This window comes from Amycolatopsis sp. NBC_01488 (assembly GCF_036227105.1).
In the GTDB taxonomy this organism is placed as follows: Bacteria; Actinomycetota; Actinomycetes; order Mycobacteriales; family Pseudonocardiaceae; genus Amycolatopsis.
The window spans coordinates 3,792,377-3,805,743 of record NZ_CP109434.1; the positions used below are offsets into that span (position 1 = coordinate 3,792,377).

Annotated in this window: 15 protein-coding genes and 1 pseudogene; 7 read left to right on the top strand and 9 right to left on the bottom strand. The window is 70.8% G+C overall.

The window, feature by feature from the left end:
- Positions 1-73: 73 nt before the first annotated feature.
- The gene (locus OG738_RS18380; RefSeq protein ID WP_072481920.1) at positions 74-328 is read right to left on the bottom strand and encodes a WhiB family transcriptional regulator; all 255 of its coding nucleotides are present in this window, start codon (positions 326-328) and stop codon (positions 74-76) included.
- A gap of 274 nt (positions 329-602) precedes the next feature.
- Positions 603-1,529 (bottom strand): diacylglycerol/lipid kinase family protein, encoded by a 927-nt coding sequence (locus OG738_RS18385; RefSeq protein ID WP_329055487.1) that lies wholly within the window; start codon positions 1,527-1,529, stop codon positions 603-605.
- A 357-nt stretch (positions 1,530-1,886) separates the two neighbouring features.
- Between OG738_RS18385 and OG738_RS18390 the strand changes: the two genes are divergently transcribed.
- Complete coding sequence (locus OG738_RS18390) at positions 1,887-2,357, top strand: hypothetical protein (protein WP_329055488.1); 471 nt, start codon at positions 1,887-1,889, stop codon at positions 2,355-2,357.
- Positions 2,358-2,423: 66 nt separating this feature from the next.
- Here OG738_RS18390 and OG738_RS18395 read toward each other — a convergent pair whose 3' ends face one another.
- Together OG738_RS18395 and OG738_RS18400 are read right to left on the bottom strand one after the other, a co-directional pair.
- Positions 2,424-2,906: a GNAT family N-acetyltransferase gene (locus OG738_RS18395; protein ID WP_329055489.1), complete on the bottom strand. Its 483-nt coding sequence runs from the start codon at positions 2,904-2,906 to the stop codon at positions 2,424-2,426.
- Between the two features lies 1 nt (position 2,907).
- On the bottom strand, positions 2,908-3,498 hold the full coding sequence (locus OG738_RS18400; protein WP_329055490.1) for an acid phosphatase: 591 nt from the start codon (positions 3,496-3,498) through the stop codon (positions 2,908-2,910).
- An 84-nt stretch (positions 3,499-3,582) separates the two neighbouring features.
- Between OG738_RS18400 and OG738_RS18405 the strand changes: the two genes are divergently transcribed.
- On the top strand, positions 3,583-4,056 hold the full coding sequence (locus OG738_RS18405; protein ID WP_329055492.1) for a hotdog fold domain-containing protein: 474 nt from the start codon (positions 3,583-3,585) through the stop codon (positions 4,054-4,056).
- Here OG738_RS18405 and OG738_RS18410 read toward each other — a convergent pair.
- The gene (locus OG738_RS18410) at positions 4,053-4,721 is read right to left on the bottom strand and encodes a hypothetical protein (RefSeq protein ID WP_329055494.1); all 669 of its coding nucleotides are present in this window, start codon (positions 4,719-4,721) and stop codon (positions 4,053-4,055) included. The genes OG738_RS18405 and OG738_RS18410 overlap by 4 nt on opposite strands.
- 136 nt (positions 4,722-4,857) lie before the next feature.
- Between OG738_RS18410 and OG738_RS18415 the strand changes: the two genes are divergently transcribed.
- Complete coding sequence (locus tag OG738_RS18415) at positions 4,858-6,468, top strand: GMC oxidoreductase (RefSeq protein ID WP_329055496.1); 1,611 nt, start codon at positions 4,858-4,860, stop codon at positions 6,466-6,468.
- Here OG738_RS18415 and OG738_RS18420 read toward each other — a convergent pair.
- From OG738_RS18420 to OG738_RS18430, 3 genes are all read right to left on the bottom strand, one after another.
- Positions 6,458-6,892 carry a MarR family winged helix-turn-helix transcriptional regulator gene (locus tag OG738_RS18420; protein ID WP_329055497.1) on the bottom strand — a complete coding sequence of 145 codons (435 nt, stop codon included), beginning with the start codon at positions 6,890-6,892 and terminating at the stop codon, positions 6,458-6,460. The genes OG738_RS18415 and OG738_RS18420 overlap by 11 nt on opposite strands.
- Positions 6,889-7,296 carry an SRPBCC family protein gene (locus OG738_RS18425; protein ID WP_329055499.1) on the bottom strand — a complete coding sequence of 136 codons (408 nt, stop codon included), beginning with the start codon at positions 7,294-7,296 and terminating at the stop codon, positions 6,889-6,891. Before OG738_RS18425 ends, OG738_RS18420 begins: the two co-directional genes overlap by 4 nt.
- 64 nt (positions 7,297-7,360) lie before the next feature.
- Positions 7,361-7,966 (bottom strand): dTDP-4-dehydrorhamnose 3,5-epimerase family protein, encoded by a 606-nt coding sequence (locus OG738_RS18430; RefSeq protein WP_329055500.1) that lies wholly within the window; start codon positions 7,964-7,966, stop codon positions 7,361-7,363.
- 448 nt (positions 7,967-8,414) lie between these two features.
- Between OG738_RS18430 and OG738_RS18435 the strand changes: the two genes are divergently transcribed.
- Positions 8,415-9,596: an NAD(P)-dependent malic enzyme gene (locus tag OG738_RS18435; RefSeq protein WP_329055502.1), complete on the top strand. Its 1,182-nt coding sequence runs from the start codon at positions 8,415-8,417 to the stop codon at positions 9,594-9,596.
- A gap of 50 nt (positions 9,597-9,646) precedes the next feature.
- Here OG738_RS18435 and OG738_RS18440 read toward each other — a convergent pair whose 3' ends face one another.
- The gene (locus tag OG738_RS18440; protein WP_329055503.1) at positions 9,647-11,062 is read right to left on the bottom strand and encodes a bis-aminopropyl spermidine synthase family protein; all 1,416 of its coding nucleotides are present in this window, start codon (positions 11,060-11,062) and stop codon (positions 9,647-9,649) included.
- A 186-nt stretch (positions 11,063-11,248) separates the two neighbouring features.
- Here OG738_RS18440 and OG738_RS18445 point away from each other — a divergent pair, with 186 nt between their 5' ends.
- The 3 genes and pseudogenes from OG738_RS18445 to OG738_RS18455 all read left to right on the top strand — a co-directional run.
- The gene (locus tag OG738_RS18445; protein WP_329055504.1) at positions 11,249-12,334 is read left to right on the top strand and encodes an ABC transporter ATP-binding protein; all 1,086 of its coding nucleotides are present in this window, start codon (positions 11,249-11,251) and stop codon (positions 12,332-12,334) included.
- Positions 12,331-12,999 (top strand): ABC transporter permease, encoded by a 669-nt coding sequence (locus OG738_RS18450; protein ID WP_329055505.1) that lies wholly within the window; start codon positions 12,331-12,333, stop codon positions 12,997-12,999. Before OG738_RS18445 ends, OG738_RS18450 begins: the two co-directional genes overlap by 4 nt.
- Positions 12,996-13,364, top strand: a pseudogene (locus OG738_RS18455) (ABC transporter permease); the annotation flags it as partial. The gene OG738_RS18450 and the pseudogene OG738_RS18455, both read left to right, overlap by 4 nt.
- Positions 13,365-13,367 lie beyond the last annotated feature (3 nt).

Consider the following 13,367-nt stretch of genomic DNA (forward strand, 5'->3'; position numbering starts at 1 on the left):
TTCCTTCTCGGCTTCGTGGTGCACAAGCTTTTGGTGCTGAGCTGTGGTGCTAAAAACGGTGGTGCTGGGAACGTCAGGCGTTGGTACGCGTGCCGATGTGCGTACGGCGGCGCTTGAGCGCGCGTCGCTCGTCCTCGCTCATGCCGCCCCACACGCCGGCGTCCTGGCCGCTGGCCAGAGCCCAGGCCAAGCAGTCGGAAGCGACGGTGCAGCGGTGGCACACGGCCTTCGCCTGAGCAACCTGCGACAGAGCCGGACCGCTGGTTCCCACCGGGAAGAACAGCTCGGGGTCCTCGTCTCGGCAGGCCGCGTCGTGGCGCCAGTCCATGTTCGTGAGCTCCTTCATAGGGCGCGGGAGGGCCGCGCCACAGTCGTCAATGGCGGTCGTGTTCTCGGGTGCTTGTGAATGCTTTCACGAAGCACCGCTTTCGACAAGGGTTTCCGGAAGATCGGTGAGTCAGCTCACCCGGCCGAGCGACACGTCTGACCTGCGGTTTCTCTCCGAAACAGCCGCACGAAGGGAAGGCTGATGCGGTGAGTGGAGCTTCTGCGTCGACGAACGGCAGATTGCACTTTGCCGCAGGCGATCAGCGGTCCCGTCGTCACACGATCACTGTGAGTGCGTTCGGGACACTGAAGAATTCCACCCTGGTCCGCTGGCCGACGAGGTCGCCGTCCACCTGGAAGTTTACCGGTTCAGCTGCGTCGATGCGGATCATCGGCAGGTCGTCGTGACGCACGAGACGCTTGCCTTTTTGGTTGCTCTTCGTAGCCAAAGCACGCCGTACATGCTTGAACACCGTCGGCAACCCCAGACCGTTCAACGCGAACAGGCCCAATCCCGTCTCGAACGAGCAACCCGGATTGAGGTGGACCGGACGCTCGCCCAGGTAGCTCCACGGATCGGTGTTCGACACGAAAGCGGTCAGCGCCTCGGCGGGCTCTTCACCCGGGACGCGGATGGTCAGGGCCGGCCGGCCCAGCGGCGGCCGGAAGTAGGACCGGACGGCGGCCCGCATGTAGAGGCCGGCCGTCGTCTGCTTGCCGCGGCGCTTCGCCACGCGGCCGACGACGTCGGCGTCCCAGCCGAGCCCGGAGTTGAAGGTGAACCAGTGCCCGTCGGCCAGGCCGAGCCCGACCCGGCGCGAGCGGTCGTTCTCCAGCGCGTGGAGCAGCTGGTGGGTGGCCTCGACGGGGTCCGAGGAGATGCCGAGGGCGCGCGCGAACACGTTGGCCGAGCCGCCGGGCACGACACCCAGCGCGGGGATCCGCCCGATCTGGGAAGGGTCGCCGTCCGCATCGGCCAGCAGGCCGTTGACGACCTCGTTGACCGTGCCGTCGCCGCCGTGCGCCACGACCAGGTCGATCCCGTCCCGCGCGGCCGAGCGCGCGACCGCCATGGCGTGCCCGCGGTAGTCCGTTTCGACCACGTCGAGCTTGACCTGGCTGGCGAGCGCGTGCGCCAGGACGTCCCGGCCACCGGCGGTGGTCGAGGTGGCCTGGGGGTTCACGACGAGGATTGCGCGCACTACCGCAGGGTAGGTGACTTCCGGGCACCCGAGAACCTCCCGGCGGCCCAAGGTGACGGGAAGCTCAGTGCGGAAACCGCCGCCCGAACCCCGGTCGCGACGACCCTTCGAACAGCACCTTCGAGACCCTGTGCCGGGCGGCCCTCCTTCGCGTGACGAGTGTCCGCTCGTCGTGACGAGTGCACCCGGGCCGACCGCCCGCTCATCGACGACACCTGAATTCTCAGCGCCCGGGCGGTCCCGCGAAAACGGCCGACCGGGTGGCATACGATCGAATCAGCTCACGCACGGTGACCCGCCCTGGTCGAGTCCACTGTGCTCCCGCAAAGCACTCGAAGTCCTTCGGAAGGCCCTGCTGTGAAGCTCTCGCCCGCTCCCCGCGAGGTCCGGCTGGCCGGCGCGGTCACCGCGGTGCCGTCGCTCGCCCTGCTGGTGCTCGGGGTGGTCGTGCTGGTGAACGGCCTGGGCTCGCCCGCGCAGCCGGGCAACAACGTCTACGTCGAGTCCGGCACGTTCATCGTGGTGGCGCTGGCGTTCCTGGCCGCGTCGGCCGGGCTGGTCCTCGGGCAGACGTGGGCGCGCTCGCCGGGCGTGGTGATCGCGCTGATCGTGCTCGGCCTCGGCTGGTACCTGCTCGGCCCGTCGGGCGAGCCGGCGTGGGGCGTGCCGATCGCGCTGTTCGGCATCGCGGCGCTGGTGCTGCTGTTCCGCCGCCCCTCGCGGGCCTGGGCGCTGGGCCTGCGCGAAGGCGAGACGGAGACGGAAGCCGCCGAACGCGGCGGCCTCGCCGGCCGGCGAGCCGAGCGCGAAGGCCACGAAGAGGACTGACCCGGCCCAGGGCTCGTGAGTGAGAAACAGCGTTAGAACACTGTTTCTCACTCACGACAGCTTTGGTCAGGCCTGGGCGGCCAGGGCTCGGAGGGGGTCGTCCGTGAGGCGGTTGACTGTCCACTCGTCCATCGCGACCGCGCCGAGGGCCTTGTAGAACTCCGTCGCCGGGTTCCAGTCCAGGACGGACCACTCGAGCCGCGCGTAGCCGTGCGCGACGCATTCCGCCGCCAGCGCCGCCAGCAGGGCCTTGCCCAGGCCGGAGCCGCGGTGGGACGGCAGCACGAACAGGTCCTCGAGGTAGATGCCGTGCACGCCGCGCCAGGTCGAGTAATTGAGGAACCACACCGCGAAGCCGACGACCTCGCCGTCCACTTCGGCCACGTGCCCGAAGAGCTTCGGCGCGTCGCCGAACAGTGCCTCGTGCAGCTGCGGTGCCGTCAGGTGGCACTCGTCGGGGGCGCGCTCGTAGTCGGCCAGCGCGTACGCCAGGCCGACGGCGGCCTCGACGTCGTCGGGCCGGATCCGGCGGATGCGGTCGTCGGGCACGTCAGTCCTCCAGGGCGGGCGGCAGGTTGAGGTGTTCGATCTGGGGTTCGCCGCGCTCGTCGCCGAGCACCGCGATGCCGGCCGCGTCGAGTCCGAAGTGGACGCCGGACGTCGCGGGCAGGCCGAGCCAGCGGGCCACCAGCACGCGGCTGAAGTGCCCGTGCCCGACCAGGATCACGTCACCGGCTTCGATGTCACGACGGGCGCGCGTCAGCACGCGGTCCGCGCGGTCGGAGACCTCCGAGGCGCTTTCGCCGCCGGGGATCGGGTGCGTCCACACCGTCCAGCCCGGCACGGTTTCGCGGATCTTCGGCGTGGTGACGCCTTCGTACTCGCCGTAGTCCCACTCGGCGAGGTCCTCGGTGACCTCGTCGACGCGCAGCCCGGCGAGCGCGGCCGTCCGCAGCGCCCGGGTGCGCGGGCTCGACAGCACGAGCGACGGCCCGCCGACCAGGCTCCGCAGCGTGCCGCCCGCGGCCAGCGCCTGGCCTTCCCCGGCCGGCGTCAGCGGGATGTCGGTGCGGCCGGTGTGCCGCCCGTTCACCGACCATTCGGTCTGGCCGTGCCGGAGGAGGAAGAGACGGTTCGCCACACGGGCGAATATATCCGGCGGTTTGCGCACCGGCTGAGCGTCTGCTTGGCTACTGAGCAGTAGCTTAGCTCGAAGGAGACCTCGATGTCCGAGACGCCGACGTTCGCGCTGTGGCACAAGCTGGCCGCGAAGCCGGGCGGGAAGCAGCTGTTCAGCGCCGCGATGTGCCTGCGCGTGCCGTACTTCCGCACGGTGCTGCCGTCGGTGCGCGAGCTGCGGCCGGCCCACTGCGAGGTCACCGCCCCGAAGTGGTGGGGTGTTTACAACCACATCCACACCTTCCACGCGATCGCCGCCTGCAACCTCGCCGAGATCGCGATGGGGATGCTCGCCGAGGCGACCGTCCCGGCGACGCACCGCTGGCTGCCGAAGGGCATGAACGTCCAGTACGTCGCGAAGGCCGAGACGGGCCTGCGCGCGGTCGCGTCGCTGCCCGAGCTGCCGGAGTTCGGCGACGAGGGTTTCGAGCTGCCGGTCCCGGTGACCATTTCGGACGCGAAGGGCAAGCCCGTGGTCACCGGGACGATCACGATCTGGGTGACGCCGAAGAAGCGTTAGAGCGGCTTGTACTGCACGTACGTCGTCTGGTGGAACGTGTTCTCGCCGGCCGGCGACGGCAGGCCCAGTCGCAGGTCGACGAGCTTGCCGAGGACGCCGCAGCCGGCGGTCGCGGGCAGGGCCAGGTCCGGGTCGACGACGCCGAAGTACGCCGTCCGCGGGTGGTCCGAGATGATCCGCGGCGGCACGGCCGGGTCGTCGTGGACGACGGTGTGCAGCGCGGCAGCCGCTGTGCCGATGCTGCAGTCCTTGCGCAGCAACGGGTGCCGGACCACGGCGTAGACGTCGAAGGCGCCGCGCCGGTCGGCGGTGCTCAGGAAGTCCGAGTAGCCGCCGTAGCGCAGCTGGATCGTCGCTCCCGGGAGTCCGGGGATCGGCGCGGGGGCGTGGCGCAGGGCTCCGAAGACCTGCGCGTACTGGCTGTTCACCCGCCCCTCGCTGAACGTCATGCGCATCTCCCCGAGCGGGATCTCCCGGTCGTGGATGGCCAGTTTCCCTTGGGAGACAAAGGCTTCACAGCGCCACGTGCCCGGGTCGGCGTTCGCGGGCGGTGCCGGGCAGTCCGCGAAGTCGAACGTCGGCAGTTCGTCCGCGGACGCCGGCCCGGGCGCGACCCCCAGTGCGGCCACGGCGACCGCGGCTGCCACCGGTGCGAGAAGTTTCATGGCTGTGAGCCTGCTCCCGGAGCGCGGCCCCGACATCCGGGATCGCCCCCAGGGGAAGTCCCGAAATTCCCTCGGTCGGGTGAAACGTGTTTCATTTAGTGAACGCCGTTTACCGAAATCGGGCATGCTCGGGAGCATGTCTGCCTTCTCCCGCCGCCGGTTCCTCGGCCTCGCCGCCCTGAACTCCGCCGCCGCCGTCGGGCTGACCACGGTCTCGACGCGGCCCGCCGCCGCGTCGCCGCTCCCGGAGTACTCGCCGGCGGTCGTGATCGGCACCGGCTACGGCGCCGCCGTCACCGCGTTGCGGCTCGGCGAGGCCGGAATCCCCACGCTGATGCTCGAGATGGGCAAGCTGTGGACCGAGCCCGGCGCCGACGGTCAGGTCTTCTGTTCGATGCTCGAGCCGGACGAGCGCGCCATGTGGTTCAAGGACCGGACCGAGGCGCCGCTCGCGTCGTTCCTGTGGCTCGACCTGGCCAATCGCGACATCGGGCGCTACGCCGGCGTGCTCGACCGGGTGAGTTTCGGCGACATGGCGGTGTACCTCGGCCGCGGTGTCGGCGGTGGCTCCCTGGTCAACGGCGCGATGGCCGTGACGCCGAAGCGGTCCTACTTCGAGGAGATCCTGCCGAACGTCGACGCCGAGGAGATGTACGGCAAGTACTTCCCGCGGGCCAACGCCGGGCTCGGCGTCGACGTCGTCGACCCGGACTGGTTCGAGACCTGCCGGTCCTACCAGTACGCCCGCGTCTCCCGGAAGGCCGCGCGCAAGGCCGGGTTCGGGACGGTGTTCGTGCCCAGCGTGTACGACGTGGACTACCTGCGGCGCGAGGAGGCGGGCGAAGTCCCGCGCTCGGCGGACGCGTCCGAGGTCATCTACGGCAACAACCACGGGAAGCGCTCGCTCGACAAGTCGTACCTGGCCGCGGCGCTCGGCACCGGGAAGGTGACCATCGAGACGCTGCGCGAGGTCCGCGAGATCCTCCGGCAGCCCGACGGGACGTACACGCTGGTCGTCCGCGAGATCGACGTGCACGGCACCGTCCTGGGCACCCGGCACGTGACCACGAAGCACCTGTTCCTCGGGGCGGGCAGCGTCGGCTCGACCGAGCTGCTGGTCCGCGCCCGCGACACCGGACGGCTCCCGGAGCTGACCGACGCCGTCGGGCAGGGCTGGGGCACGAACGGCAACGTCATGTGCGGCCGCGCCAACCACGTCTGGGACACCACCGGCAGCCTGCAGTCGGGCATGCCCGCGCTCGGCATCGACAACTGGGCCGACCCGGTGCACCCGGCCTTCGCCGAGATCGCGCCGGTGCCGGCCGGTCTCGAGACGTGGGTCAGCCTCTACCTGGCGATCACGAAGAACCCCGAACGCGGGCACTTCAGCTACGACGTCGCGAGCGACTCGGCGAAGCTGCACTGGACGGCGTCGCAGGGGCAGCCGTCGATCGACGCCGCGAAGGCCCTCTTCGACAAGATCAACCGGGCGAACAGGACGATCTACCGCTACGACCTCTTCGGCGACACCCGCACGTTCGAGAACCGCTTCACCTACCACCCGCTCGGCGGCCTGGTGCTCGGCGAAGCCACCGACGACTTCGGTCGCGTCAAGGGCTACCGCAACCTGTACGTCACGGACGGCTCGCTCATCCCGGGCAGCACCGGCGTCAACCCGTTCGTGACGATCACGGCGCTGGCCGAGCGCAACATCGAGCGCGTCCTCGCCGAGGACCTCAAGGGCTGAGGCGAGCCAGCGAGTCGGTGAAGTCGTCGCCGACGCCCTCGAAGAAGGACGCGTCGGCGGCCTCGACGTCCTTCAGGGCCTTCGCGACCAGGTCCAGCCCGAGTTGGGTGACTTCCAGGCGCTTGGCGCGGGCATCGGCGGGGTCGTCGGCGCGGGCCAGCAGTCCGCGGTCGGCGAGCTTGCGGACGACCTGGCTGGTCATCATCGTGTCCGTGCCGGCCCGCTCGGCGAGCTGCCGCTGGGTCGGTGGCTCACCCGAGCGGGTGAGCCACCACGTCGTCGTCAGCAGCACGAACTGAACGTGCGTGAGGTCGTGCGGGGCCAGCGCGGCCCGCATCGCCCGCTGCCAGGCCAGCGTCACGCGCCACAGCAGGAAGCCGGGGCTGCGCTCGGGGCCGGGCAGCCGGGACTCCGGGGCGGTCATACCCGCGAGCTTCCCTCAGCCAGGCGCGCCAGCGCGCGCATCGCATCCGGGGTGTCTTCGGTCACCTGCGGGCCGAAGCCGTCGGGGCCGTCGATCGTGACGCGGTAGGTGATCCGCGTGCCGCCGTCGATGTCGGTCAGCTCGTGCTCGAAGCGCAGGAACGCGTCCGGCAAGCGGGTCTCGTCGGTGAAGCTCCGGCCTTCGGTGACCTCGGTCAGGGTGAACGGGATCGGCGGCATCCCGTCCATCGTCATGGTGCCGCTGGTCCCGACGGCGAACGGGCCGTCGATGACCACTGAGCGGACGCCCGCGTCCCACTCGGGCCAGCGGCCGGTGTCGGCCCAGAGCGGCCAGATCGCGGCGGCGGTGGACGTCTCGCTGTGCTCGTACTCGTAAAGTGTCATGCGTGCAGACTATATGCGCGCTTACTAGTTGCGCAAGGGGTCACGCGGCCCCGGGCGGAAGCGCTCACCGCGCCGAGCGCAGCTTGTCGTAGTAGGCGACGCAGTCCTGGTAGGACGGCAGCAGGCCCTGCTCCTGGGCTTCGGCCAGCGTGGGCGCGGTGCGGTCCTTCTCGGACAGGATCGGCTCGATGTCCGCGGGCCAGGGCAGGCCCAGTGCCGGGTCCAGCGGGGTGATGCCGTGTTCGCCCGTCGGGTTGTACGGCTCGGAGCACAGGTAGGCCATCACCGTGTCGTCCTCGAGGGCGATGAAGCCGTGTCCGAGGCCTTCGGCGAGGTACGCCGAGTTGAACCGCTGGGAGTCGAGCCGGACGGCGTCCCACGTGCCGAAGCTCGGCGAGCCGACGCGGAGGTCCACGACGACGTCCAGCAGCGAGCCGCGCGCGCAGTAGATGTACTTCGCCTGGCCGGGCGGGGTGTCGGCGAAGTGGATGCCGCGGATCGCGCCGCGCCGCGACACGCTGTGGTTGGCCTGGGCGAGCCGCAGGGGGTGCCCGACCGCCTCGCGGAGGACCTCCTCCTGGAAGGGGGCGACGAACAGGCCCCGCTCGTCGGGGAACGCCCGGGGGGAGAACTCGAAGGCGTCCGGGACGCTCAGCCGGCGGAATTCCATGGCGTCACCTTATCGGGCGGCTAAAAAACCGAACGGACGTCTTGGCAATTGCCGGGAATAGGGGTCCGGTGTGACGTCAGCCGCACCGAGGGGTCACCTCCCGGACCGGACCTGTCACAATGATTGGACCGCCGCGTCCGCGGCCATCGCCAGACCCACGGCACCGATGGCCGGCGTGACGCCTCGCCGACAGGCCGGCGCTACCGCGCTGGGCTGCCGTGCCGGAGGATGAGGCTCATTCGGATCAGCCCGGCGCTACGGCCAGGACGATCACGGACGATCTGGCTTGCGCCGGGCGACGTCTGAATGAGCCTCACAGAACCACGGGTTCCCCTGTAGCCGTGGTCCCCCGCTCGCATGCCCAGGAGAAATTCCAGTGAGCCACGTCCGATCCGCGAGTTCCGTCATTCCCACTGGAGGAATGACGGAAACGACGACAGGAATCCCCATGAGCGACCCCACCGGCGCCGGAGCGCCGGTCACCGACGAAGAGATCTTCACCGGGCACGAGGGCGGCAAGCTCTCGGTGGCGGCCACCCGCCCGATTTCCAGCCCGCGTGACCTTTCGATCGCGTACACCCCCGGGGTGGCGAAGGTGAGCCGCGCGATCGCCGAGGACGCGGCCAAGGCCAAGCGGTACACGTGGGCGGACCGGCTCGTCGTCGTGGTGAGCGACGGGACGGCGGTGCTGGGCCTCGGCGACATCGGCGCGAGCGCGTCGCTGCCGGTCATGGAGGGCAAGTCGGTCCTGTTCAAGACCTTCGGCGGGCTCGACTCGATCCCGCTGGTGCTGGACACCACCGACGTCGACGAGATCGTCGAGACGCTGGTGCGGCTGCGGCCGTCCTACGGCGCCGTCAACCTGGAGGACGTCTCCGCGCCGCGGTGCTTCGAGCTGGAGGACAAGCTCAAGGAGGCGCTCGACTGCCCGGTCATGCACGACGACCAGCACGGCACGGCGATCGTGACGCTGGCCGCGCTGCGCGGCGCCAACCTGGTCCTCGACCGGGCGATCGCCGACCAGCGCGTGGTCGTCTCCGGCGCCGGCGCGGCGGGGGTCGCGTGCGCGCGGATCCTGCAGGAGGCCGGCATCGGCGACGTCACGGTCCTCGACTCGCGCGGCATCATCCACCCGGGTCGGGACGGCCTGAACCCGATCAAGGCGCGCCTGGCGTCGACGACGAACAAGGCCGGTCTCCAGGGCGGCCTGGCGGAGGCGCTGGAAGGCGCGGACGTGTTCCTCGGCCTGTCCGGCGCGACGATCGACGAGACGCTGCTCGGCCGGATGGCGGGCGGCGGCATCGTGTTCGCACTGTCCAACCCGGACCCGGAGGTGCACCCGGACGTGGCGGCGCGCTACGCGTCGATCGTGGCCACCGGGCGCAGCGACTTCCCGAACCAGATCAACAACGTGCTGGCGTTCCCGGGCGTCTTCCGCGGCGCACTGGACTCCGGCGCGCGGGCGATCACCGAGGGCATGAAGCTGGCGGCCGCCGAGGCGATCGTGTCGGTGGCGATGGACGACCTGGGCCCGGATCGGATCGTCCCGAGCCCGCTCGACCCGCGGGTGGCCCCTGAGGTCGCGGCCGCGGTGGCGAAGGCCGCGGAAGCCGACGGCGTCACGGACTGACGTCGGTCCGGAGGCGGCACTTTCCAGGGAGAGTGCCGCCTCCGGCGCGTTCAGAGGAGTTCGGTGAGGCGGTGGCGGGGGACGTCGACCAGGCGCAGGTCGCGCAGGTCGGCCGGGACGTCGAGGGAGACGTTCGCCAGCCGGGCGTGGGCGCGGGTCAGGATCTCGTCCTGCTGCTCCACCGCGTCCGCGACGACCACCGCGTGCCGGTTGTCCGGCGTGCTCCGCAGGTACCGCAGCGTGTACTTGCCCCGGACCAGCGTGCTCAGGGCGGTCTGCGACGCCTGGTCCGCCAGGTCCGGGTGCCCGTTCGGCACCAGCAGTGCCAGGCGGCGGGCGTTCGTGCCCAGCAGGGTGCGCAGCAGCCACGGGCCCGGGTCGGCCGTGAGGTCCATCGCGACGGCGTCGCCCTCCGGTCCGGAGATCGACCAGTCCACCGGCCGCGATTCCAGCGAAAGCCCGTCCGCGACGGCGATTTCCTTCAGCTTGTCCAGCAGCGCCGGTTTCGTCCCGGCCGCCTCCACCGACTGCGGGCCGTGCGTGTAGATCGCCGACTTCCCCTTGCCGCCGCGCATCTTCTTGGCCTTCGCCGTCGGCTGGCAGACGTACAGGTCGGCCGCGCTGCCGATCGCCTGCGCCCCGAAGTAGCGGTTGAAGTCCGGCAGGATCGCCTCGAACGTGAGCCCGAGCGTGGCCAGCGACCGCTGCACCTGCGCGCCCAGCGCCGGGTGCCGCGGGCTGTAGCCGTACGCGAACAGCAGCCGTCCCTCGGCCGGCTCCCGCAGCGCCTGCACGCCGCGCGCCGCGAACAGGCCCATCCCTTCGGGCGTGTACGGCGGATCGCTGAACACCAGGTCGAAGCCGCTGGTGAAGGCCGGCGGCAGGCCGACGCGCAGGTCCGCGTGCGCGGTGGCGATCTCGCGCCCGCTGCGGTCGTCGAGGTAGGCCAGCACGCGCTCGTCGAGGTCGACGACGGTCAGGGACGCCGCCGGGCAGACCGCGCGCACCGCCAGCGACGTCAGGTCGTGGTCGCCGAGGAACAGCAGCCGCGCCGGCGCGAGGTCGTAGCGCGCGTCCAGCCACAACGCGCGGCGCAGCACGGTTTCCGGCGTCGCCTGCACGTGGTCGAGCGCGGCCAGCGGTGGCGGCACCTCCGCGACCCACTCGGCGACCTTCGGCAGCAACTCGTGCGCCGCGACGGCGTCGTCGAGCGGGTCGGCGTAGCGAGGCGCGCTGTACTGCAGGTACGACGCGGCGACGCCAGGGGCGATCCGCAGCCGGTCGCCGCTGCGGTCGAGGTCGTCGCCCAGCGCCGTGAGGACGTCCTCCACGCTGCGGCGCGGCGCCGCGCTCAGCCGCACCAGCTCGCCGAGGTCGTGGTCGCCGGTGCGCAGGAGGTCGATGACGCGGTGCAGCGGGCGGACGCCGACGCCGTGCGCGGCGAGGACGTCGTCGAGTGCCTTCACGGGCATTGAGCCTAGTGAGGCTTGTTCAGCCGTCGGTCGCCGCATGACATCTGCGCTGACCGGCCAGTTCGTGCGCGGGGCGCGGCGACCTGACCAGAACAAGCCTCAGCCACCACCTGCCGGAACACCGTGCCAACCGCCGCCGACTCGGCTACGGTCGATTCCACCGGACATGGGGAGTGGGCAGTGACCATCGAATTCCGCGACGTGACCAAGCAGTATCCGGATGGGACGGTCGCCGTCGACAAGCTCAACCTGACGGTCGAGGACGGCACGATCACCGTGCTCGTCGGCCCGTCCGGCTGCGGGAAGACGACGTCGCTGCGGATGATCAACCGGATGGTCGAGCCGACCGGCGGCCAGGTGCTGCTGGACGGCAAGGACGTCGCCGAGGGCGACCCGGCGCTGCTGCGCCGCGGCATCGGCTACGTCATCCAGCACGCCGGGCTCTTTCCACATCGGACGGTGCTGGACAACATCGCCACCGTGCCGCTGTTGTCGGGCTGGGACAAGGCGAAGGCGCGCAAGCGGGCGGCCGAGCTGCTCGAGACCATCGGCCTGCCGGTCGAGCTCGGCAAGCGGTACCCGGCCCAGCTCTCGGGTGGCCAGCAGCAGCGCGTCGGCGTCGCCCGCGCGCTCGCCGCGGACTCGCCGGTGCTGCTGATGGACGAGCCGTTCTCCGCCGTCGACCCGATCGTGCGCGAGGACCTGCAGAACGAGCTGCTGCGGCTGCAGTCGCAGCTGGGCAAGACCATCGTGTTCGTCACGCACGACATCGACGAGGCCGTCCGGCTCGGCGACAAGGTCGCGGTGATGCGCGTCGGCGGCAAGCTCGCCCAGTACGGCACGCCCGCCGACGTGCTGCGCCACCCGGTGGACGACTTCGTCGCGTCGTTCGTCGGCCGCGACCGCGGCTACCGCGGACTGTCCTTCCTCTCCGCCGAGGGTGTCGAGGTCAAGGAGATCGAGCTGGTCGAGATCGGCTCCCCGGTCTCCGCGAGCGACGGCTGGCGGCTCGGTGTCAACGCGGACAAGCAGCCTCGCGGCTGGCTGCGGCCGGACTCCACAGTGGACGGCGCACTGTCCGAAGACGACCTCGTCGCCGGCGGCTCACTGTGGATCCACGGCACGCCGATCCGCGGCGCGCTCGACGCCGCGCTGTCGTCGCCGGCCAGCCTCGGCGTGGTCGTCGACGAAGACCACCGCGTGCTCGGCGGCGTCGTCGCGAGACAGGTCCTGGACGTGATCGAGGCGACGCCCCAGGCGTCATGAGCTTCTTCGACGAGCTCGGGAACTACCTGAGCAGCGCGAACACGCGCGTCGAAGTCCTCGGTGACCTGGGCGACCACGTCTACCTGGCGCTGCTCCCGCTGGTACTGGGCATCGTCCTCGCGATCGCCGCGGGCTGGCTCGGCCACCGTTGGCGGCCCGCCCGGCAGGTGCTGATGGTGCTGGCCAACCTGCTCTACACGATCCCGTCGCTGGCGCTGTTCGTCGTGATCCCCGGCCTGATCGGGTCGAAGATCCTGGACAGCGTCAACGTCGTCGTCGCGCTGACGATCTACACCACGGCGCTGCTGGTCCGCCCGGTGCTCGACGCGCTGGACGCCGTGCCGCCGCCGGTGACCGCCGCCGCGACCGCCGTCGGGTACAAGCCGGTGCGGCTGTTCTTCGCGGTCGAGCTGCCGCTGTCCGTGCCGGTGCTCGCGGCGGGCGTGCGGGTGGCGTCGGTCAGCAACATCAGCCTGGTCAGCGTCGGCGCGCTGATCGGCACCGGTGGTCTCGGTGTGCTGTTCACCGACGGTTTCCAGCGCGAGTACTTCTCGCCGATCGTCGTCGGCATCGTGCTGACGCTGCTGCTGGCGCTGGTCGTCGACCTGGTCCTGGTGGGGATCCGGAACCTGCTGACGCCATGGACCAGGGTGGTTGCCGCATGATCACCGACCTCTTGCACTGGTTCGGCGACCCGGCGCACTGGTCGGGCCCGGACGGCATCCCGCAGCGGCTGCTGGAGCACCTCGGCTACACCGCGTTGTCGCTGGTGATCGCGTTGGTCATCGCTGTCCCCTTGGGACTGTTCGTCGGCCACACGGGACGCGGCGGTGTCGCCTTGGTGAGCGTGGGCAACGCGATCCGCGCGCTGCCCACGCTGGGACTCGTGACGTTCCTGTTCCTGCTCTTCACCGAAAGCGTCACCTCGACGATCATCGGGCTCGTCGTGCTGGCCGTGCCGCCGATCCTGGCCGGCACGTACGCCGGGCTGCAGGCGACCGACCACGGCGTGGTCGACGCCGCCGAGGGCGCG

What these genes read in the sequence shown, in the direction of transcription:
- OG738_RS18410 (WP_329055494.1), bottom strand. Translation starts at nt 4,721, where the DNA reads ATGAAACTTCTCGCACCGGTGGCAGCCGCGGTCGCCGTGGCCGCACTG.
- OG738_RS18415 (WP_329055496.1), top strand. Translation starts at nt 4,858, where the DNA reads ATGTCTGCCTTCTCCCGCCGCCGGTTCCTCGGCCTCGCCGCCCTGAAC.
- OG738_RS18380 (WP_072481920.1), bottom strand. Translation starts at nt 328, where the DNA reads ATGGACTGGCGCCACGACGCGGCCTGCCGAGACGAGGACCCCGAGCTG.
- OG738_RS18430 (WP_329055500.1), bottom strand. Translation starts at nt 7,966, where the DNA reads ATGGAATTCCGCCGGCTGAGCGTCCCGGACGCCTTCGAGTTCTCCCCC.
- OG738_RS18450 (WP_329055505.1), top strand. Translation starts at nt 12,331, where the DNA reads ATGAGCTTCTTCGACGAGCTCGGGAACTACCTGAGCAGCGCGAACACG.
- OG738_RS18420 (WP_329055497.1), bottom strand. Translation starts at nt 6,892, where the DNA reads ATGACCGCCCCGGAGTCCCGGCTGCCCGGCCCCGAGCGCAGCCCCGGC.
- OG738_RS18425 (WP_329055499.1), bottom strand. Translation starts at nt 7,296, where the DNA reads ATGACACTTTACGAGTACGAGCACAGCGAGACGTCCACCGCCGCCGCG.
- OG738_RS18435 (WP_329055502.1), top strand. Translation starts at nt 8,415, where the DNA reads ATGAGCGACCCCACCGGCGCCGGAGCGCCGGTCACCGACGAAGAGATC.
- OG738_RS18405 (WP_329055492.1), top strand. Translation starts at nt 3,583, where the DNA reads ATGTCCGAGACGCCGACGTTCGCGCTGTGGCACAAGCTGGCCGCGAAG.